Below are 18450 nucleotides of genomic sequence, written 5' to 3'. Positions count from 1 at the left end.
AAGGACATCATTCGCCTCGAGCACATGCGCGAGATGAAGGACATGGCCATCGTCGGCAACATCGGCCACTTCGACAACGAGATCCAGGTTGCCGCCCTCAAGAACTTCAAGTGGGACAACATCAAGCCGCAGGTCGACATGATCAACTTCCCGGACGGGAAGCGCATCATCCTTCTCTCCGAGGGCCGCCTGCTCAACCTCGGCAACGCGACGGGTCACCCGAGCTTCGTGATGTCAGCTTCGTTCACCAACCAGACGCTGGCGCAGATCGAGCTGTGGACCAACGGCAAGGCGTACGAGAACAAAGTCTACACGCTGCCCAAGCACCTCGACGAGAAGGTGGCGCGCCTGCACCTCGACAAGCTGGGCGCGAAGCTCACCGAGCTGTCGAGCGACCAGGCCAGCTATATCGGCGTGACGCCGCAAGGGACGTACAAGCCGGAGCATTACCGGTACTAGCACCGATGTTTTGGGCGACGGCGGCAAGCACCGGCCGTCGCCTGAAACGCGAAAGATGACGTGTTTTCAGGCGCCCGCGCGCTGCATCGCGCCATTTGCGATGTATCGCGCCTTTTGCGATGTAAAGAGTGCCCCGCAAAAATATCCCCCTTCCGTCGCCACGCCGACAGGCGTAACAGCCCGCCCCGTTCGGGACCCGGTCCTTGTTTCAGGGATTTTGCGCGGTTCGCGGCAGAAGGCTTGATCAAGATGAGCGATGCTTCGTCCGTTGGCGGCGCAGCTCATGAAGCGAAGGGCAAGACCGGGACCGCAAGGTTCTGGGCGCTCGCGCTGGGGTCGGTGGGGGTCGTGTTCGGCGACATCGGCACCAGCCCGCTCTACGCCCTGCGGGCCTGCCTGGTGCATCGAAGCGAAACCGGGCCGATCCACGAGGAATACATCTATGGCATTCTCTCGCTGCTGACGTGGGCGCTGCTGATCACGGTCAACCTGAAGTACCTGCTGGTGATTCTGCGGGCGACCAACCACGGCGAGGGAGGAATCTTCTCGCTTCTTTCGCTGATTCCGCGCACACTGAACAAGGGAAAGGGCTTTCGGACCCGGACTACCGTCGTGCTGGCGATGCTCGGCGCCGGGCTGCTCTTCGGCGACGGCCTGATCACCCCGAGCATCTCCGTGCTGAGCGCGGTCGAGGGGTTGAAGGAGTTTCCCCACGCGCCGGCATGGCTCGCGCAGGCGGTGCTGCCGACCACCATCGCCATTCTGGTCGCGCTCTTCGCGGTGCAGCAATTCGGCACCCACAGCATCGGCTGGTTCTTCGGGCCGGTGATGATCCTCTGGTTCCTGGTGCTGGCGGCGATGGGGCTGCAGCATCTGATGGACGATCCCGAGATCCTCAAGGCCGCCGATCCGCGGCACATCTATTGGTTCGTCCGGCACGATCCCTTCCAGGCATTCACGGTGCTGGGCGCTGTGGTGCTGGTGGTGACCGGCGCCGAGGCGCTCTACGCCGATGTCGGGCATTTCGGCAAGGCGCCGATCCAGATCGCCTGGTACGCGATCGTGCTGCCGTCGCTGCTGCTGAATTACTACGGACAGGGGGCGTACGTTCTGGGCCTGATCCGCGGCGGCGCCACCGACACCGCCTCCGTCCTGGCCATGCGGCCCTTCTTCGGCATGGCCGCGGAGTGGGCCATCGTTCCCCTGGTGCTGCTGGCCACGGCCGCGACGATCATCGCCAGCCAGGCCATGATCAGCGGCGTGTTCGGCCTGGCGCGGCAGGCCGTGCGTCTGGGCTACCTGCCGCGGCTCCGGGTGATCCACACCAGCAGCGACACCGAGGGGCAGATCTACATGCCCTCGATCAATTTCATCATGCTGATCGGCTGCGTGATCACGGTCATCCTCTTTCCCAACAGCGAAAAGCTCGGCAGCGCCTACGGCATCGCGGTGACGGGCAACATGATCATCACCACGATCCTTTTCAGTCTGATGGCGCGGCGGCTGTGGAAGTGGCGGCGCTGGCAGGTGGTGGCGGTGGCGGCCTTCTTCCTCTCCATCGACGGCCTCTTCTTCAGCGCCAACCTGCTCAAGGCCATGACCGGCGGATGGTTCGCGCTCACCATCGCTCTGGGCGCCACCATGATCATGATGACCTGGCAGCAGGGCTCCTTCCTGCTGGGCAAGAAGCTCTCGGAGAGCATGGGCAACATCCATGAGTTCCTCGCCTCGCTCTGGGCGGAGGCGGTGCCGCGCGTGCCAGGCACGGCGGTTTTCCTCACCACCAGCAACACCACGCCCTTCGCGCTGGTCTCCTTCGTCGAACACAGTCACGTCCTGCACCAGCAGGTCATCCTGGTCAGCGTGGTTCCGGTGAACCTGCCCGTGGCCCCGCCGCAACGTCAGATCAAGCTGACCTGGATGCCCGACGGCTTCTACAAGCTCTCGGCGCAGTGCGGATTCATGGAGAGTCCGGACATTCCGAAAATGCTTGAGAAGGCCCGCGAGCACGGACTGAAGTGGGACCCTGAGACCACCACCTATTTTGCGCGGCACGTCGTGGTGCTGCCGACGGGCGACGCCCCGATGGCGCTGTGGCGCAAGCGCCTCTTCGCCTCGCTGACCACGGTGGCGACCGACAGTGTCCGCTTCTTCAACCTGCCGCCGAGCCGCGTGGTCGAGTTCGGCGTGCAGATGGAGCTCTAGCCCGTGCGCCTCATCGCCCTCAAGATGCTCTTCGGCGACAGCGCCAAGTTCTACGGCATTCTGCTGGGGCTGACCTTCGCCACGTTGCTGATCACGCAGCAGGCCGCCATCTTCGTGGGCCTGATGAGCCGCACCTACGCGCTGATCGAGGAGACGCCGCAGGCGGATCTCTGGGTGACCGACCCCACGCTGCAGTTCGTCGACGACACCAAGCCGATGCAGGTCACGGCGCTGGACCGCGTCCGCAGCGTGAAAGGCATCGAGTGGGCGAGCCCGATGTTCAAGGGGCTGCTGGTGGCCAAGCTGCCCAACGGCGGCCGGCAGATCTGCGACGTGATCGGCGTGGACGACGCGACGCTGGTGGGCGCGCCCGCCACGATGATCGAGGGGAAGGTGGAGGATCTGCGCAAGCCCGACGTCATCTTCATCGAGACCCGCGGGGCCAACAAGCAGCTTCTGCAGCCCGCGACCGAGGACAAGAACGGCCCCAAGCGCCCGATGCGGGTGGGCGACGTGCTCGAGCTCAACGAGAAGCGCGCCATCGTCGCCGGCATCGCCGAGACGCGGCCCAGCTTCCAGAATGTCCCGACGATCTACACCACCTACCTGCGCGCGGTGGGCTTCGCGCCGTCGAACCGCCGCACGCTCAGCATCATCCTGGTCAAGGCGCTGCCCGAGGAAAACCTGGCGGCGCTGCAGCGGCGCATCGAGAGCGAGACCGGGCTGGCCGCCTACACCCCCGAGGAGTTCAGCTGGAAGACGCTGGAGTACTGGATGAAGCAGACCGGCATCCCCATCAACTTCGGCATGGCGATCATTCTCGGATTCCTGGTGGGCGTGGCGATCGCCGGGCAGATGTTCTACAACTTCACGCTGGACAACCTGCGCTATTTCGGCGCCATGAAGGCGATGGGCGCCACCACGCGCCAGCTGCTGGAGATGGTCGCGGTGCAGGGGCTCGCCGCCGGCGTGCTCGGGCTGGGACTGGGCCTGGGGGCCACGGCGATTTTCGGCCTGGCGATTCCGGGCGACCGGCTGGCCTTCAAGCTGACCTGGCACCTTCCGATCATTTCCGCCGTGGCCGTGATCATCATCGTGCTCGGCGCCAGCGGGCTCTCGATCTGGAAGGTCGTCCGCCTCGATCCCAAGGAGGTCTTCTCGGGATGAGCGGCACACCGGCCATCCTCTGTCGGGGCGTAGGCAAGGTCTACGGCGACGGTGACTCTGCGGTCACCGCGCTGCGCGGCATCGACCTGACCGCCAGCTTCGGGGAGATCGTGGCGCTGGTGGGCCCCAGCGGATGCGGCAAGACCACGCTGATCTCCATCTTCGCGGCGATCCTTTCGCGTGGCAGCGGGACGCTTGAACTGGTGGGCGTCGATCCCGACGCGATGAGCAACCAGGAGCGGACGCTCTTCCGACGCGAGAAGATCGGCTTCATCTTTCAGCAGTTCAACCTGGTTCCGCAGGTCAGCGTCATCGAGAACGTGGCGATTCCGCTGCTGCTGCGCGGGGAATCCCGCAGCGAGTCGCTGGATCGCGCGGCCATCCTGCTGAAGGAGGTGGGCCTGGAGAACCGGGCGGGCAGCCGGCCGGCGAAGCTCTCGGGCGGCCAGCAGCAGCGGGTGGCGATCGCCCGCAGTCTGATCCACGGGCCCAGCATCCTGGTCTGCGACGAGCCCACCAGCGCGCTCGACGGCGCCACCGGCCAGCGCGTGATGGAGCTCATCCGCGAGCAGGGGCGGCGCCCCGACCGGCTGGTCATCCTGGTGACCCACGACGAGCGCATCTACCATTTCGCCGACCGCATCGCCCACATGGACGATGGATTGATCACCCGGATTGTGAACAGCGACGTGGAGCTGGCCGCCCTTCGCGCGGCGGCGATTCAAGAGGAAAAACACACATGAAGCTTCGATACATCGTGCTCCCCATCGTCGCCGTCGTCGGCATCGTGCTGGCCATCTACACCGTCTACAAGCAGAGCCGTCCCGCGCCCAACGCGCCGCCCAGCGGCCAGCCGACCAAGAGCCCCTTCTCCAACCGCGTCGCGGGCAGCGGGCTGGTCGAGCCGGTGACCGAGATCATGAACATCGGCACGCCGATTCCCGGCACCGTCGAATCGGTCACGGTGAAGGAGGGGCAGGCGGTGAAGAAGGGGGACGTCCTCTTCACCATCGATCAACGCGAGCTCAAGGCCCAGCTGGTCGAGGCCAAGGCGCGGCTCGAGGTGGCCAACCAGAAGGTGATCCAATTGAAGTCCCTGCCCCGCGCCGAGGAGGTGGACCGCTGCAAGGCGATCGTCGCCCAGCGCCAGGCGGCGGTCGAGGACGCCCGGCTCCGGCTGGAGCGGCTGCAGACGGTCGAGGACCAGTCCTCGCTCAGCGCCAACGAAAAGCCGACGCGCGAATTCGAGTACAACCTGGCCAAGTCGCGCCTGGACGAGTCCAAGGCGGAGCTTGCCCGAATGATGAAGGGCACCTATCCCGAGGATCTCGCGGTGGCGGCAGCCGAGGCGCAGGTCGCCGAATCCGACGCGCAGGTGCTGCAGACCAACATCGTGCGCAGCGAGGTGCGGGCGCCGATGGACGGCACCGTGCTGCGGGTCAACGCGCGGCCGGGCGAGTTCATCGCCAACACGGCCGCACGCGAGGGGGCGATCATTTTGGGGCAGCTCACGCCGCTGCACATCCGCGTGGACGTGGATGAGCTCGACGCCTGGCGCTTCGACCCGAAGGGAAAGGCCGTCGCCGCGCTGCGGGGCGGGCGGGTCATGGAGTTTCCCATCGAGTATGTGCGCACCGTCCCCATGGTGATCCCCAAGCGGACCCTGACCGGCGAGAACTCGGAGCGCATCGACACGCGGGTGATGGAAATGATCTACCGCTTCACGCAGGACAATCCGCCGGTGCTGCCCGGCCAACTGTTGGACGTCTACATCGACAGTGGCGCGGACGCGCCGGTCGACCATCCGAGCCGGATTGAGAACGAGAAGATGGCGGCTCCGCAGAGTTCCACCTAGCGCACGACCAGGACCGGCCGGGTGCTCCGGTGGACCAGGTCGATGGCGATGCTGCCCAGCAGGAGCTTGGAGACGCCGCCGGAGGAGGTCGTGCCCACGACGATCACATCGGAGTTGCGGTCCTCGGCGACGTCCAGCAACACTTCGACGGCGGATCCCGGGCAGGTCAGTCCCTGCACGCGGACTCCCGCGGTGGAGAACTTTCGCGTCCGCTCCGAGAGGCCAGCGCGGGCCACGGCGTCGCCTTCGCCGACTTCCACGATGGGAACCGCCGGCACCTCGACGCCGACGAAGGGGCCGGGCACCTGGGTGGCATGCATCAGGCTGACTTCGGCGCCCTCGAAGGCCGTGGAGACTCGCACGGCGAACTCGGCGGCGCGGTCCGCCTCGGGCGAGAAATCCGTCGCGACCAGCAGGCTCTTGTAGCTCGCCGGGCGCGCCGCATCGGCGGGATGGACCACCAGGGTCGGCGTCGTCGCCAGCTTCAGCGTGGAATCCGCCACCGATCCCATGAAGATCCGGCTGAGCATGTTGCGGCCCTTGCTGCCGATGACCAGCAGATCCGAGCCCGAATCGCGAGCGGCCTTGGCCACGACCTCCGCGGGCGTGCCCTTGAGCAGCTCGACCTGCGTGGGAATGCCGCGCTCGGTTTCGCAGGCGGCGAGTCCGGCGAGGCAGATGCGCACCTCGTCCTCGCTCAAGCCGTGATCGTCCTTGGCGTAGGCGTGCACCAGCAGCAGCGACGCCTTGTGCGCCCGGGCGAGCTCGGCGGCCCATCCCAGGGCGGTGGCCGCGGGAGGCGAGAAGTCGGTTCCAACGGTGATGAGTCGGAGTGGATTCATGCGGAAGGGAGCCTCGAGTGAAATGGTACGCCCAATTCGCCTCTGCGAGGCGATACATTTCGCATGTGAGCACCGCCCATCTCGAGCGACGAGCCGCGCGGATCGCTCTGGCGACCTCGGTGGTCCTGCTGCTGACCAAGCTGGCGGCGTGGCGACTGACCGGAAGCGCCGCGGTCTTCGGCGACGCCATGGAGAGCGTGGTGAATGTGGCCGCCAGCGCCCTGGTGATCTGGAGCGTGTGGATGGCGAATCGGCCGGCCGACGAATCGCATCCCTACGGCCATGGCAAGGCGGAATTCCTGAGCTCGGCGATGGAGGGCGGCATGATCAGCGTGGCGATGCTGGTGGTCGCGGTCCGCAGCGCCCTGGAACTTTTCGACCAGACCGCGCACGTGCACGAGATCGACTCCGGCCTGCTGCTGCTCGCCTTCACGATCATGGCCAACGGCGGAGTCGGCCTCTGGCTGATCCAGGTGGCCCGCAAAACCCAGAGCAGCGCGCTGCACGCCGACGGGGTGCACCTCATCTCCGACGCGTGGACCAGCGGTGCTGCGGTGGCTTCGCTGCTGCTGGTGCGCTGGACGGGGCTGGCCTTCCTCGACCCGATCATCGCCCTGGTCATGTCGGTCTGGGTGGGGTTCGTCGGCTACCGGCTCATCCGCCGCGCCCTGGGCGACCTGCTCGACGAGCAGGATCTTGCGGACCTCGCCAAGGTGGAGGAGATCCTGAAAAGCCATGCGCGGGCCGATGGGCCGCTGCCGCGCATCGTCTCCTACCACAAGGTCCGCACGCGACACAGCGGGCGCGACCATTGGGTCGATTTCCACCTGCAATTGAACGGCGAGATGGACCTGCGGCGGGCCCACGACGTCGCGACCGAAATCGAGAACAAGATCGAGGCGGCGCTGGGCGGCACGGCGACGGCCCATGTGGAGCCCGCCTCGTAATCGCTCGCCATTCCTTTCGCGCTACGCCAGCAGCCAGCCGGCCATCGCGCAGAGGGCAACGACAACCGGAACCGGAAGGAGCCTGCGCCGCAGCGCCTCGAATGCCGCGAGCCCGATCAGCGCCATGGCGGTCGACGACCACGCCAGGATCGATCCCTCCTTTCGGATGAGCAGCGCCGGGGCCAATGAGAGGGCGAGCGCCGCGAAGAGCAGGCCGACCACCGCCGCGTTGACCCCCGACAGCATGCCGCGGGCCCAGGCGCGGTTTTTCAATCCATCCCAGAATGGAAGCGCCGCCGTCATCAGGAGAATCCCCGGCGCGAAGATGGCGATGGTCGCCACCAGCGCGCCAAGCGGCGGCGAGAGATCCAATGCGCTTGTCGCTCCGAGGAATGTCGCGAAGGTGAAGAGGGGCCCGGGCATCGCCTGCGCGACTCCGTAGCCTGCGAGAAATGTGTTTGGGTCCGTGAGTCCGGCGAGGATGAATCGGTTCTCAAGCAGCGGAAGCACCACATGCCCTCCGCCGAAGACCAACGCTCCAGCTTGGGCGAAGAGCATCCAGGGCTTCCAGACAACCAGCAGGCTGGCCGCGAACCCAAGCAGTGCCAGGAGTCCGATTCGCCCGGTGACGGGACTTCTCGTGTGCGCCCGTTCCGCGCTCGAATCGTCGCGGCCGCACAGCCCCAGCAGGCCGGCCATTGCGCCGACGACCAGGACCACCCCCTGCGGCAGGACATGGTTGAAAGAGAAGCTCAGCACAAAAGTAGCCAGCGCCAGGATTCTCCGGTTCCGGTCCGGCGCCAGCATCGCAAGCATTTGCAGTGCGGCCAGCGCCACCACCGAGACCGCGGCGGTCTTGAGCCCCTGCAGCCAGCCGGAGCCCGAGAGTCCGCCCGGCGAAAGCACGGCCATCGCCGCGAGGTACATCGCCACGGCGCTGGGCAGTGTGAAGCCGGTCCACGCCGCGATCCCGCCGAAAAGACCGGCCCGCTCCAGCCCGATGGCGAATCCCACCTGTGAGCTTGAGGGACCCGGCAGGAACTGCGCGAGCGCCACGAGATCCGCGAACCGTGACGCGCCGATCCACTGTCTTCGCGCGACGAACTCCTCCTGGAAATAGCCAAGGTGCGCCACGGGCCCGCCGAATGAAAGACATCCCAGCCGAAAGAAGACCCGGAAGACCTCGCTTGCGTTTTTCATTTTCATGCGATTGGTAGACTCAAAAACGCGATGCTAGCCCCGTTCGCGACCGTGATTTTGATCGGCCTCGCAGGAGGTCTCGGGGCGGCGGCCCGGCTTGGCGTCTACCTCTTTCTTGATCGCGATCGCGCCTGGCCGCAGTGGGCGATCCTGCTGGTGATCAATCTGGCCGGATCGCTGGCGATCGGATATCTGGCCAAGGCCGCGCTGCGCATTGAGGGCGATTCCCGCGAGGTGCTGACCGGCATGATGCTTACGGGATTCCTCGGGGGGTTCACCACCTTCAGTTCCTTTGCCATTGAAACCACCGAGGGGCTGCACAACCGCCGCGCGCGGGGAGCCGCACTCTTCGTCGCCCTCAGCCTGGCGGGTGGTGTCGCACTGGCCTGGCTTGGCCAAAGGATGGCCTCGTGAATTCGCGGCCCGCACATCCGAAGCAATCGATCGGGATCATGCTGCTGCTGGTGTTTTGCGGCGGCACGCTGGGCACCAGCCTCCGCTACGCCGCGGAGTTGGCCGGTCCGTCCGCGAACGTGGAGCCCTGGGTCGCGGTGCTGGCGGTGAACCTCGTCGCCACCTTTTTCGCCGCCTGGATCGGTCGGAAATATCTGGCGCTCTCGCGAGCCCATCTGAGCGACGTCGTCGATCCCTTCCAGAAGAGGAATCCGAAGTTCAACTTGTTTTTCGTCACCGGCTGCATGGGCGGGTTGAGCACCTTCAGCTCGCTCTCGCAGGAGCTCTGCCAGCAGATGGCCCGCGGCGACGCGAAAGGCTTCGCACTGAATCTGGGTTTGTCGCTGCTGCTGGGTGTCGCGGCGGCCTCGCTAGGCCTTCGGCTGGGCCAGCGCACGGCCTGATCCGATAGGCTGACGACATGCCAACACGAACCAGCCGGCCAAAGCCCGCGGACGCCTGGGGCGGCGCGCCGCTGAGCATGGGGACGCTGCGCAAATTGTGGAAGCCGCGCCGCGACGCCTACGCCCGGGCGCATCTTTACGAGGAGGTCCGCGTCCGCATCCATCGCGCGCTGACCTGGCTGGAATTCTCGGAGCGCTGCTCGACGCCCGAGGACCTGGACGCGAAGCTGATCGCGCAGTGGATCGCGCTGACGACCCTGGCAAGCCGCTGGAACAAGAAAACCATGGCGCCGGAGCCGGACCATGTCTCCACTCGCCTCTTCATCCGGCAGATCCTCGGGAATGATTGCGACGGATTGATGCAGATGGTGCTGGAGAACAACGACCGCGCCGCCCGGGCCCTCTTCGAGGATCCCTACCTTTCCCGGCACTATTCCCGACGCCGCGAAACCGGGACCTTTTCCACCAAGGCCACGCGAGAGGAAATCCTGGAGCAGGCCCAGTTCGAACCCTGGCTTGCGGCCATCCTGGACCGCGTGCTCTTTGTGCGCAACCAGCTCGTGCAGGGGGGCAGCACCTACAACAGCAGGATGAACCGCGTCGCAGTGCGCCGCGCCAGCGCCATCCTTGAGCATCTGGTCGCATGCTTCATGCAGATCCTGATGGAGCATGGTTACACCGACGACTGGGGCGAACTGTGCTATTCGCCGCTGGAGGATCGCTAGCCCCGATTGGCCTCGGGGCGCGGACCCTTGTCGGTGGCGTCGCGCTTGGAGCGGCGGCTCTCTGCGCGCCCGCCTCCGCGGTGCAGCGCCTCGGGGCCGTACTTGCGGGCCACGGCGTCGGTGACGGAGTCGAGCTTGCGCTCCACTTCGTCCGCGGGATCGGGAAAGAGTTCCGGCTGCTGCAGCGCCTCGGATCGATCGATCCGGTCCACGCTGACGCCGAGCAGGCGTAGAGGAAGTTTGCTGCCGCTGCGCCAGGTCTTCAGCAGTCCATCGGCGGTTTGCCATATCGGCTTGGTCCGATCGGTGAAGGGGCGCAGGGATTTCTGCCGCGAGTGCGTCTCAAAATTCGGCAGCCGCAGCTTGAGCGAGACGCAGGTCGCCAATCCGTTGGAAGCGCGAAGGCGCATGGAGACCCGCTCGCACTGCTCAAGCAGCACGGCACGAAGCACATTCACATCGCCGACATCGCGGTCGAAGGTCTCCTCCTGCCCGACGCTCTTGGCGTCGTGCTCCGTGATGACGTCACGGTCGTCCAGGCCCAGAGCCAGCTCGCGGCAATGCACACCCATCTCGCCCAGCCGCCGCTGGGCCTCCTCCGGAGTCAATCGCTGCAGATCCCCGAACGTGCGAATGCCTGCGGCGATGAACCGAGGAAGCGTCTTGGGCCCGACGCCCCACATTCGCGCGATGTCCAGGGGAGCGAGGATGGAACGGGTCTCCCCATGGGGAATGATCGTCATGCCATCGGGCTTGTGCAGGTCACTGGCGATCTTCGCGACGAACTTCGAAGTCGCCACTCCGACGCTCACCGTCAATTGAATCTCGTCGCGCACGCGGTCGCGGATACTTTGCGCAATCCGTGGTCCGCTGCCTAGCAGGCGCTGCGATCCGGTGACGTCGATGAAAGCCTCGTCGACGCTCAGCGGCTCGACCAGCGGGGATTGATCGAGGAGGATGTTCCGGAATTTTCCGCTGAGCTCCGAGTATCGATCGAAGCGCGGAGGCATCACCACCGCCTGGGGGCACTTCGCCCGCGCCAAGGCCATGGGCATGGCGCTGTGGCAGCCGAACTTTCTCGCCTCGTAGCTCGCCGCCGCGACAACGCTTCGTCCGGTGGCGCCGCCAACGAGCACGGGAACCCCCCGAAGTGCTGGATCATCCAGTTGTTCGACGCTCGCAAAGAAGGAATCGAGGTCCGCATGAAGGATGCAGCGTGTCCAAATCAAATCGTTATTCTCGGACTTTCGCATCTTTGCGACCCCAGTTTATCGAGTCATAAATCGGTTTTATTCATTGACAAGGGATCCAATTGAATCACAATACGAATTGAAAGTCGTTCCCAAACTTTCCCTTAACTCTTAGAAGTACGACAAGTTGACTGGCCCAAGGTTGTTCAAGCCATGTCATTTTCAAAGGTGGGTGAGAAAAGTCCCCTTGCGGGGATGATCTCGCAAAAAAGGGCGTGGGCGCTCAGGTAACCCTTGAGCGACTCACGTCTTTTATTTTTACGCCAATTTCATTGACCCAAGCGATCAGGAGATGCCCTGAGGATGTTTTCGTAGCATCGCCGCCAATGGTCCAAGTCACCCCAGCACTGCCCGAGTCGGTTTCCAGCGCTTGGCTGGAGGTTTTGGGCCATCTCCATCCCCTCATCGTGCACTTTCCGATCGCGCTGGCCATCGTCGCAACGCTGGCCATGACCTGGAATTGGATCCGCAGACATGAAGGTTTCGGGGATTTCGCGGTTCACTGCACCTGGATCGCGGCCCTGGCCAGCGTGGTGGTCTCGACCAGTGGATGGTTCTTCGCCGAGGCCGACGGCCCCGAGTCCACGGAGCTTTTTCTGCACCGTTGGTTCGGCATCGGCAGCTCGGCGGCGCTGGTTCTGCTGGCCCTGGCGACCACAATGGTTCGCGGAGATTCCTGGCCGATTCTGTTGAATGTCACGAGGCTTGGATCGCTGGTCGCTGCGGTCGGCATCGGCGTGACCGCGCACTTCGGCGGCGACATGGTCTGGGGCGAGGGACAGGTTTCCAAGCCCCTCGGCGAGGCGGTTTCACTTTCCTGGAATCGCCTGCGCGGGGTCCCCGAAAGCGCGGTGCAATCTTTGGCTGAAGTGAAGGTCCAGGAGGTTGAATCGCAGAAGAAGGATCTCCCCGCGGCTGAGCCGGCAGCGGAGCCGCCATCCGAGCCAGCATCGGAGCCCGCAGTCAATCCAGATTCCGATCCGGCCGCGATGCCCGAGGAGAAGCCGGAGGCCATGGACGACGCGCATTCGATTTCGACGCTGTCGAGCAACGCTCTCGCGAGCATCGACCTGCCTGCGGGTGGCGAGGAGCCGCCGAAATCGCCACCCGCATCGGCTCCGGCAACGCCTTCGACGAAGACTCCCTCGATTCCAAAAAACCTCGAATACAACAAGGACATTCGCCCGATTTTCGAAGCCCGATGCTGGGACTGCCATGGCAAGGGCCAAGCCAAGGGAGGAATCGCCTTCGACCATGTCGGCGAACTCATCGTGAAGGACAAGAAGAAGGGGATCATCGTGGTCGACAAGCCGGATGCAAGCACGCTGGTGAAAGTGATCAAACGATCCGCAACCGTCAAAGGTCACATGCCCCCCAAGGGCGACCGCCTTTCAGCCGAGCAGATTTCGCTGATCGAAAACTGGATCAAGCAGGGCGCCAAGGTCGTCGATTGATCGACCGTGGCTAGACCACGACGAATTTCACCGCTGCGATCAGCAGCACCACTCCAAGCGCCATCCGCAGTCCGGTTTGCGACGCCGAGCGGCTGCTCCAGCGGGCGCCCAGCCATCCGCCGACGATCGCGGAGCCGCACGCCCACCAGAGCCAGGAAGGGAAGGACACTCCCTGTCCCATCAGACCGCCGAGCCCGGCCAGGGAGTTCAGCAGGATGAAGGGGGCCGAGACTGCGGCGGCCTCGCGCGGCGTCGACCAGGCGCAAAGGATGAGCAGCGGAGTGAGAAAAATGCCTCCGCCGACCCCGACGAGTCCCGAAAGCAGTCCGATCGCCGCGCCGCACGCCAGCGCGTCCGCAATCGGCAGAGGCTTGGTCGGCCGCTCGCGCTGCGGCATGAAGAGCCGCGCCGCAGCCAGCGCCAGGGTCACAGCCACCAGGACCTTGAACGCGGTTTCGTCGAGTGTCTTGGTGCCGCCCAGGTAGGCGAAGGGAATCGACGCGATGACGAAGGGCCAGAGCAGCCGCCAGCGAAAGTGCCCGGCCCGCGCAAAGGCCACCGTGGCCAGGGCGGAGACGGCGATGTTCAGGACCAGCGCCGAGGGGCGCATCACGGAGGGACTCATTCCGAAGAGGGCCATGAGCGCCAGATAGCCCGACGCTCCGCCATGACCGACGCCCGCGTAGAGCATGGCGACCGCGCCGATGAGCAGGACAAGGAGCGCGAGGGCGAGTTCGCTGTTCATGGGGAGGGATGGTACGGCGGCGCCGCGCGGCGGCGGTCGAACCGCGAAAAGAGAAGCGTCCCGAGGTGGACTCGAACCACCGACCTGCAGCTTAGAAGGCTGCTGCTCTATCCAACTGAGCTACCGGGACTCGCGCCGGATCCGCTGCGTCCGCGCTTGCCGCGCCTTTCCGCAGAGCCGCTTCGAATGATTGTAATGCTGGCGGCCGCACGTACGGCGCTCGTCGCCGCCGGCACGCCTGCGCGCGATATTCAATGGTCCGCGCGGCCCGTTGCCCTTGTGACGCGCTCCAAAGAATCCTAGACTGAATTTTGCATGTTTCGAAACCGGATCAGGCTGCTGCTGCTCGGCACGACGCTGGCGATCGCCATCGCACTGGCCTGGGCGCTGCAGCTGAAGCTCGGTTCAAGAGGTCCGGGCGACCGCGCGCCGACGCTGGGCGAGATCCTGGTGCTGGTGCTGCCTGCGATGCTTGTCCTTGGCGTGCTCGGTGACTTCTACATCCGTCGTCTTTTTCGCCCGCTGGACGCGCTGGGCGGCGCGGTCCGGAAAATATCCCAGGGCGATCTCACGGCCACGCTGGCGGTGGACGGTCCTGAAGACATCGCGGCGCTGAGCCGCGGCGTGAACCAGATGCTCGACACGCTTCGCCAGCAGGAGGCGGTTTACAAGAAGGCCGACGCCCTGCAGAACGAGGCATCGGATCGCGAGGAGCACGACATCCTGATCCAGATCCTCAAGGAGCAGCTGTCGAAGGTGACGGACGTCGACCTGCTGCTGCATTCGCTGCTGAACTCCTCGCTGGAATTCTCCAAGTGCGAGGCGGGATCGATCTGGGTCGCGGACCAGAACCAATTGGTGCTCTGGTACACGCGCAACCTGGTGCTGGAGGGCCGCAAGCCGGGATCGCGCCTGGGCATCGTGAATGCGAGGATTCCGATTTCCTCCAAGAGCATCGCCGGGCACAGCGTGCTGGAGAAGAAGCAGGTGGTGATCGACGACGTCTACAACCTGCCGCCGGGTTCGCCCTTCCAGTTCGACCAGTCCTTTGACCAGAAGACCGGATTCCGCACGCGCTGCATGATCTCCATTCCCCTGATCGGCGCGCAGGGGGCGGCGCTGGGCGTGATGCAGCTCATCAATCCCGCCGGACACAAGACCGTCACCGGCACGCCGCTGGCCGCGCGGACCGAAAGTTTCGCGCTGCTGGCCGGCCTGGTGCTGGAGCGGGCACGCAACGCCAAGGAATTCCTGATGCGCATGGTGCGCACCGTTGAAATCCGGGATCCCCACGAGACCGGCGTGCACGTCCAGAGCGTCTCCGACGTGGCCTGCCACCTCTACAAGCTGCTCGCCGACAAGCGCCACATGCCGCCCAACCAGCGCGACCAGAACATCTCCATCCTGCGCGTGGCGGCGCTGCTGCACGACATCGGCAAGGTCGGCATTCCGGACTCCATCCTGAAGAAGCCCGGCAAGCTGGACGAGGAGGAGTTCAACCTGATGAAGTGGCACACGGTGATCGGCGCCAAGCTCTTCGACGGGGCCGAGAGCGAGCTGGAGAAGGCCGCCGCCGACGTCGCCCGCTACCACCACGAGCGCTGGGACGGCACGGGATATCCGGGTCCGATTCAGATGGATTCGGTCGGCGGAATTCTGGAGCAGCTCAAGGGCGTGAAGCATCAGGCCCGCGGCCTGAAGGGTGAGGAGACGCCGCTCTTCGCCCGCCTGGTCGCGATCGCCGATGTCTACGACGCGCTGGCGAGCCACCGCGCCTACAAGGAGCCCTGGACCGACGACAAAATTCTGGAGGCGATCCGCGAGGGGGCCGGCAAGCACTTTGATCCGGAGATCGCCGAGGTTTTCCTGGAGAATTTCGCCGACCTGAAGTCGATCCGCGAGCGCTTCTGAGCGCCCGGGGTTCGCGCCGAGTTCAATGTTCAGCCGATTCGGGGGTCAGGAAACGTCGCGGGCGATCCGCTGGTACTGCTCGCGCTCGCCGCGGCCGCGCAGCGGGTAATCCTTGCGCAGCGGGTGGGCCGGAAAATCCTTCCACAGCAGGATGCGGCGCAGATCCGGATGGTTTCGGAAGCGAATGCCGTACATGTCAAAGACCTCGCGCTCCATCCACTCGGCGCCGGGCCAGAGATCGGTCACGGAATCGACAAAGAGCGCCGGATCGGACTCGATGCCGGTGGTGTCGATCGAGGGCTCCAGATAGACCTTCAGCCGCAGGCGCCGCTCGAACTGGAAGCTGCACAGGTTGTAGACCACGGCGAAGCGCGCCGGCTGCTCGGCCGGATAGTCCAGGTAGTCGACGGCCGTGAGGTCGCTGAGAAAGTTGTAGCGGCAATTCGGATCGTCGCGTAGGAAACGGGCCACGTCGTGCAGCAGGGACTCGGGAACCACCAGCGAAGTCTGCCCGCGGAATTCGGTGGCCAGGAATTTGACGGGACCGAAGCGCTCCTTCACCAGCGGAAGCGTCGGGTGGTCGAGTTTGGCGGCGGCGGGCATCCCGCCAGTTTAGCGGCCCTTCGCGGTCAGGCGGGGGATTGAATGGAGCGTTGAAAGGAGGGGCCGGACTCGATCTGCCGGGCCCGCTCGATCGTGAAGGGCTCGAATCCGACCAGCGGGGGAAAGCGCCGGACGGCGTGACCGTTGCGGGCGTCGCCGGCAACCTTGCGGGTGGCATCGATGGCGATGCGGCGGTCCTGCCGGTAGAGGTCGCGTTCGAAATCGCTGTTGGCGGCCAGGAAGAAGAGGACCTTCTCCCAGTCGGCGAGGTCGATCCCGGCGTCGACGACCACGACGAAGTCCCCCGCGCCCGGCTGGTTGGGCAGCAGGGACCAGATCTTCTCGATCGCGCGGGCGCCGGCGCAGGCGGCGCGCTTCTCGATGGAGACGAAGAGGCAGCGGCCATGGCCCCATGCGGGAGCGGCGGCGGCCGCCACGTGCGGGCAAATCGACTCGAGGCAGAGACGGACTTCGTCGGCGCCGGGCAGGCGCGGCTCGCCCAGGGCGATGCCGTGGACCTCCTCGCCGCGCATCCGCGTTGTGGCGTCGAAGCCGATCTTGGTGCCGGCGCCGAGGCCCGGAGCCGCGTGGTCCAGGATGTCCAGCGGCCCGTGGGCAAATTCCACATCGCGCAGAAAATCGCAGCGCTCGAAGACCCGTCGCAGCACGGCCGCCTCGTCGTGCACATTCACATCGCCGTCGACCACGCAGATCATCTTGGTCCACGCCATCTGGCCGGCGCCCCACACGCTGTGCATGACCCGGCGACCTTGCAGCGGATAGGCCTTGCGGATCTGCACGAAGGCGGCGTTGTGGAAGCAGCCGAAGAGCGGCAGGTGGTAGTCGTCGATGTCGTTCACCAGCGTCTTGAGCAGCGGCAGGAAGATGCGCTCGGTGGCCTTGCCCAGCCAGTAGTCCTCCTGCGGCGGCAGGCCCACGATTGTCGCGGGATAGATGGCGTTGTGGGCGTGCGTGATCGCGGTGACCTCCATGATCGGATAGCGGTCGGGCATCGAGTAGAAGCCGGTGTGGTCGCCGAAGGGCCCCTCGAAGACGGCGCCGGGACCCAGCGGCTCGGCGCCGGGCTCCCAGTCGATCCCGCCGCACTCGGTGCTGACCCATCCTTCGATCACGATCTCGCTGTTGGCCGGCACGCGCAGCGGTACGGTCTGCGCCCGCACCATCGGAATGCCGCCGCCGTTGAGAAAGCCGGACATCAGCAGCTCGCTGATGCCCGGCGGCAGCGGCGCGGTGGCGCCATAGGCCAGCACACTCTCGCCGCCCAGGCAAATGGCGATGGGCATCCGGCGCCCGAGCTTCTTCCAACTGCGCCAGTGGCTCGCGCCGTCATGATGCATGTGCCAGTGCATCGCCAGGCGCGTGGCGTCGAGCAGCTGGCTGCGGTACATGCCGATGTTGTGGCTCGCCGGACGCTCGACGTCGCGGTCGTCGGCGTGGATCGTGTGCATGCCGGCGAGGGTGATGTAGCGGCCCTGGCCTCCTGCGGTTCCTGCGGCGGCCGCGCTCATCGGCAGGCCGACGGCCTCGGGATTCCCATCCAGCGGCCAGCATTGAATGATGGGCAGGCGGCGCAGATCCACTTCGCCGCGGGAGGCGAGCTTGACCACGTCCTGGCAGCGCCCATGCCGCACCGACTTGGGCGGCACGCGCAGCAGCGGCAGGAATTCACCGGCTTTCCGCGCGAGTTCCAGCAGCGAGTGCGGCGGCTGCGGCCGGGTCAGGCTGGCGATGCGGTCGGCGATCGCCTCGATGCCGCGCGGATCGTCGTCGACGCCCAGAGCCATCTCCACGCGCCGGCAGGAGCCGAAAAGATTCATGGCCAACGGAAAGTCGCAGCCCTCGATGTTGTTGAAGAGGAGCGCCCTGCCACCGATGGAAGCGCGGGCCGGGTCGAATCTTTTCGCGCTGCCGCTGGCGACCGGGGCGTTTCGCCGCATCTGCCGCTCGGCCAGGCAGCCCGGGTCGAGCAGGGGGCTCACGGATTCATCCACGGTGACCAGCTCGCCGGCGGCGTGCAGCGCGTGGAGAAAATCCTGAAGTGTGCGGAACCCTGCCATTGGCGTCCATTCAATGCTCAAGCGGCGCGGAGGGCAAATGCCATTTCGCAAAATGCGAAATGTCGCGGAAAAAGAGCGGTTCTTTCCCAAGCGCCCGGGAATGCGGTCAAAGTTCCCGCAAGGTCGGCGGGCGTACGCCGGCGGATCGAAAA

The 18450-nt window shown here is 65.6% G+C and carries 17 protein-coding genes and 1 tRNA gene; 11 read left to right on the top strand and 7 right to left on the bottom strand.

From position 1 onward, the window contains the following. The 5 genes from K8R92_00470 to K8R92_00450 all read left to right on the top strand — a co-directional run. On the top strand, positions 1–459 hold a 459-nt coding region (locus tag K8R92_00470; protein MCE9618368.1), incomplete at its 5' end, for an adenosylhomocysteinase. A 249-nt stretch (positions 460–708) separates the two neighbouring features. After that, entirely contained in the window at positions 709–2664 is a 1956-nt protein-coding gene (locus tag K8R92_00465; GenBank protein MCE9618367.1) for a KUP/HAK/KT family potassium transporter, read from the top strand. A gap of 3 nt (positions 2665–2667) precedes the next feature. Next, a complete protein-coding gene (locus K8R92_00460; GenBank protein ID MCE9618366.1) occupies positions 2668–3831 on the top strand; it encodes an ABC transporter permease in 1164 nt (387 codons plus the stop codon). Then, the gene (locus K8R92_00455) at positions 3828–4574 is read left to right on the top strand and encodes an ABC transporter ATP-binding protein (protein MCE9618365.1); all 747 of its coding nucleotides are present in this window, start codon (positions 3828–3830) and stop codon (positions 4572–4574) included. The genes K8R92_00460 and K8R92_00455 overlap by 4 nt, the downstream gene beginning before the upstream one ends. Next, a complete protein-coding gene (locus K8R92_00450; protein MCE9618364.1) occupies positions 4571–5686 on the top strand; it encodes a biotin/lipoyl-binding protein in 1116 nt (371 codons plus the stop codon). The genes K8R92_00455 and K8R92_00450 overlap by 4 nt, the downstream gene beginning before the upstream one ends. On the opposite strand, the gene K8R92_00445 is transcribed toward K8R92_00450, so the two are convergent. After that, a complete protein-coding gene (locus K8R92_00445; GenBank protein MCE9618363.1) occupies positions 5683–6528 on the bottom strand; it encodes a universal stress protein in 846 nt (281 codons plus the stop codon). The two genes, K8R92_00450 and K8R92_00445, sit on opposite strands and share 4 nt — an antisense overlap. A gap of 65 nt (positions 6529–6593) precedes the next feature. On the opposite strand from K8R92_00445, the gene K8R92_00440 reads away from it, so the two are divergent. Next, on the top strand, positions 6594–7475 hold the full coding sequence (locus K8R92_00440) for a cation diffusion facilitator family transporter (GenBank protein ID MCE9618362.1): 882 nt from the start codon (positions 6594–6596) through the stop codon (positions 7473–7475). A 21-nt stretch (positions 7476–7496) separates the two neighbouring features. Here the strand turns inward: K8R92_00440 and chrA are convergent, their stop codons facing one another. Beyond that, positions 7497–8681 (bottom strand): chromate efflux transporter, encoded by a 1185-nt coding sequence (gene chrA, locus K8R92_00435; GenBank protein ID MCE9618361.1) that lies wholly within the window; start codon positions 8679–8681, stop codon positions 7497–7499. A gap of 24 nt (positions 8682–8705) precedes the next feature. Between chrA and K8R92_00430 the strand changes: the two genes are divergently transcribed. From K8R92_00430 to K8R92_00420, 3 genes are read left to right on the top strand one after another with little or no spacing between them, the layout of a single operon-like run. Next, positions 8706–9089: a CrcB family protein gene (locus tag K8R92_00430; GenBank protein MCE9618360.1), complete on the top strand. Its 384-nt coding sequence runs from the start codon at positions 8706–8708 to the stop codon at positions 9087–9089. Then, positions 9086–9532, top strand: coding sequence for a CrcB family protein (locus tag K8R92_00425; protein ID MCE9618359.1), 447 nt, complete (start codon positions 9086–9088; stop codon positions 9530–9532). Before K8R92_00430 ends, K8R92_00425 begins: the two co-directional genes overlap by 4 nt. Before the next feature lie 17 nt (positions 9533–9549). Beyond that, the gene (locus tag K8R92_00420) at positions 9550–10257 is read left to right on the top strand and encodes a hypothetical protein (protein MCE9618358.1); all 708 of its coding nucleotides are present in this window, start codon (positions 9550–9552) and stop codon (positions 10255–10257) included. Here K8R92_00420 and dinB read toward each other — a convergent pair. Next, complete coding sequence (gene dinB / locus K8R92_00415; GenBank protein ID MCE9618357.1) at positions 10254–11486, bottom strand: DNA polymerase IV; 1233 nt, start codon at positions 11484–11486, stop codon at positions 10254–10256. The two genes, K8R92_00420 and dinB, sit on opposite strands and share 4 nt — an antisense overlap. 347 nt (positions 11487–11833) lie before the next feature. On the opposite strand from dinB, the gene K8R92_00410 reads away from it, so the two are divergent. Continuing rightward, entirely contained in the window at positions 11834–12961 is a 1128-nt protein-coding gene (locus tag K8R92_00410) for a hypothetical protein (protein MCE9618356.1), read from the top strand. Positions 12962–12971: 10 nt separating this feature from the next. Here the strand turns inward: K8R92_00410 and K8R92_00405 are convergent, their stop codons facing one another. Both K8R92_00405 and K8R92_00400 read right to left on the bottom strand, forming a co-directional pair. After that, positions 12972–13706: a sulfite exporter TauE/SafE family protein gene (locus K8R92_00405; GenBank protein ID MCE9618355.1), complete on the bottom strand. Its 735-nt coding sequence runs from the start codon at positions 13704–13706 to the stop codon at positions 12972–12974. Between the two features lie 56 nt (positions 13707–13762). Continuing rightward, positions 13763–13836, bottom strand: a tRNA-Arg gene (locus K8R92_00400). 185 nt (positions 13837–14021) lie between these two features. Between K8R92_00400 and K8R92_00395 the strand changes: the two genes are divergently transcribed. Beyond that, the gene (locus tag K8R92_00395; GenBank protein MCE9618354.1) at positions 14022–15617 is read left to right on the top strand and encodes an HD domain-containing protein; all 1596 of its coding nucleotides are present in this window, start codon (positions 14022–14024) and stop codon (positions 15615–15617) included. Positions 15618–15662: 45 nt separating this feature from the next. Here the strand turns inward: K8R92_00395 and K8R92_00390 are convergent, their stop codons facing one another. Then, positions 15663–16220 (bottom strand): NADH-quinone oxidoreductase subunit C, encoded by a 558-nt coding sequence (locus K8R92_00390; GenBank protein ID MCE9618353.1) that lies wholly within the window; start codon positions 16218–16220, stop codon positions 15663–15665. Positions 16221–16246: 26 nt separating this feature from the next. Next, positions 16247–18298 (bottom strand): UbiD family decarboxylase, encoded by a 2052-nt coding sequence (locus tag K8R92_00385; protein MCE9618352.1) that lies wholly within the window; start codon positions 18296–18298, stop codon positions 16247–16249. Positions 18299–18450 lie beyond the last annotated feature (152 nt).

The organism is Planctomycetota bacterium (genome assembly GCA_021414025.1).
Classification (GTDB): Bacteria; Planctomycetota; Phycisphaerae; order Phycisphaerales; family SM1A02; genus SYAC01.
Note: the sequence above shows the minus strand (reverse complement) of the source record. Positions and strands in the feature narration are given on the sequence as shown.

What these genes read in the sequence shown, in the direction of transcription:
- K8R92_00385 (MCE9618352.1), bottom strand. Translation starts at nt 18,298, where the DNA reads ATGGCAGGGTTCCGCACACTTCAGGATTTTCTCCACGCGCTGCACGCC.
- K8R92_00410 (MCE9618356.1), top strand. Translation starts at nt 11,834, where the DNA reads ATGGTCCAAGTCACCCCAGCACTGCCCGAGTCGGTTTCCAGCGCTTGG.
- chrA (MCE9618361.1), bottom strand. Translation starts at nt 8,681, where the DNA reads ATGAAAATGAAAAACGCAAGCGAGGTCTTCCGGGTCTTCTTTCGGCTG.
- K8R92_00445 (MCE9618363.1), bottom strand. Translation starts at nt 6,528, where the DNA reads ATGAATCCACTCCGACTCATCACCGTTGGAACCGACTTCTCGCCTCCC.
- K8R92_00465 (MCE9618367.1), top strand. Translation starts at nt 709, where the DNA reads ATGAGCGATGCTTCGTCCGTTGGCGGCGCAGCTCATGAAGCGAAGGGC.
- K8R92_00395 (MCE9618354.1), top strand. Translation starts at nt 14,022, where the DNA reads ATGTTTCGAAACCGGATCAGGCTGCTGCTGCTCGGCACGACGCTGGCG.
- K8R92_00420 (MCE9618358.1), top strand. Translation starts at nt 9,550, where the DNA reads ATGCCAACACGAACCAGCCGGCCAAAGCCCGCGGACGCCTGGGGCGGC.
- K8R92_00455 (MCE9618365.1), top strand. Translation starts at nt 3,828, where the DNA reads ATGAGCGGCACACCGGCCATCCTCTGTCGGGGCGTAGGCAAGGTCTAC.
- K8R92_00405 (MCE9618355.1), bottom strand. Translation starts at nt 13,706, where the DNA reads ATGAACAGCGAACTCGCCCTCGCGCTCCTTGTCCTGCTCATCGGCGCG.
- K8R92_00390 (MCE9618353.1), bottom strand. Translation starts at nt 16,220, where the DNA reads ATGCCCGCCGCCGCCAAACTCGACCACCCGACGCTTCCGCTGGTGAAG.
- K8R92_00430 (MCE9618360.1), top strand. Translation starts at nt 8,706, where the DNA reads ATGCTAGCCCCGTTCGCGACCGTGATTTTGATCGGCCTCGCAGGAGGT.
- K8R92_00450 (MCE9618364.1), top strand. Translation starts at nt 4,571, where the DNA reads ATGAAGCTTCGATACATCGTGCTCCCCATCGTCGCCGTCGTCGGCATC.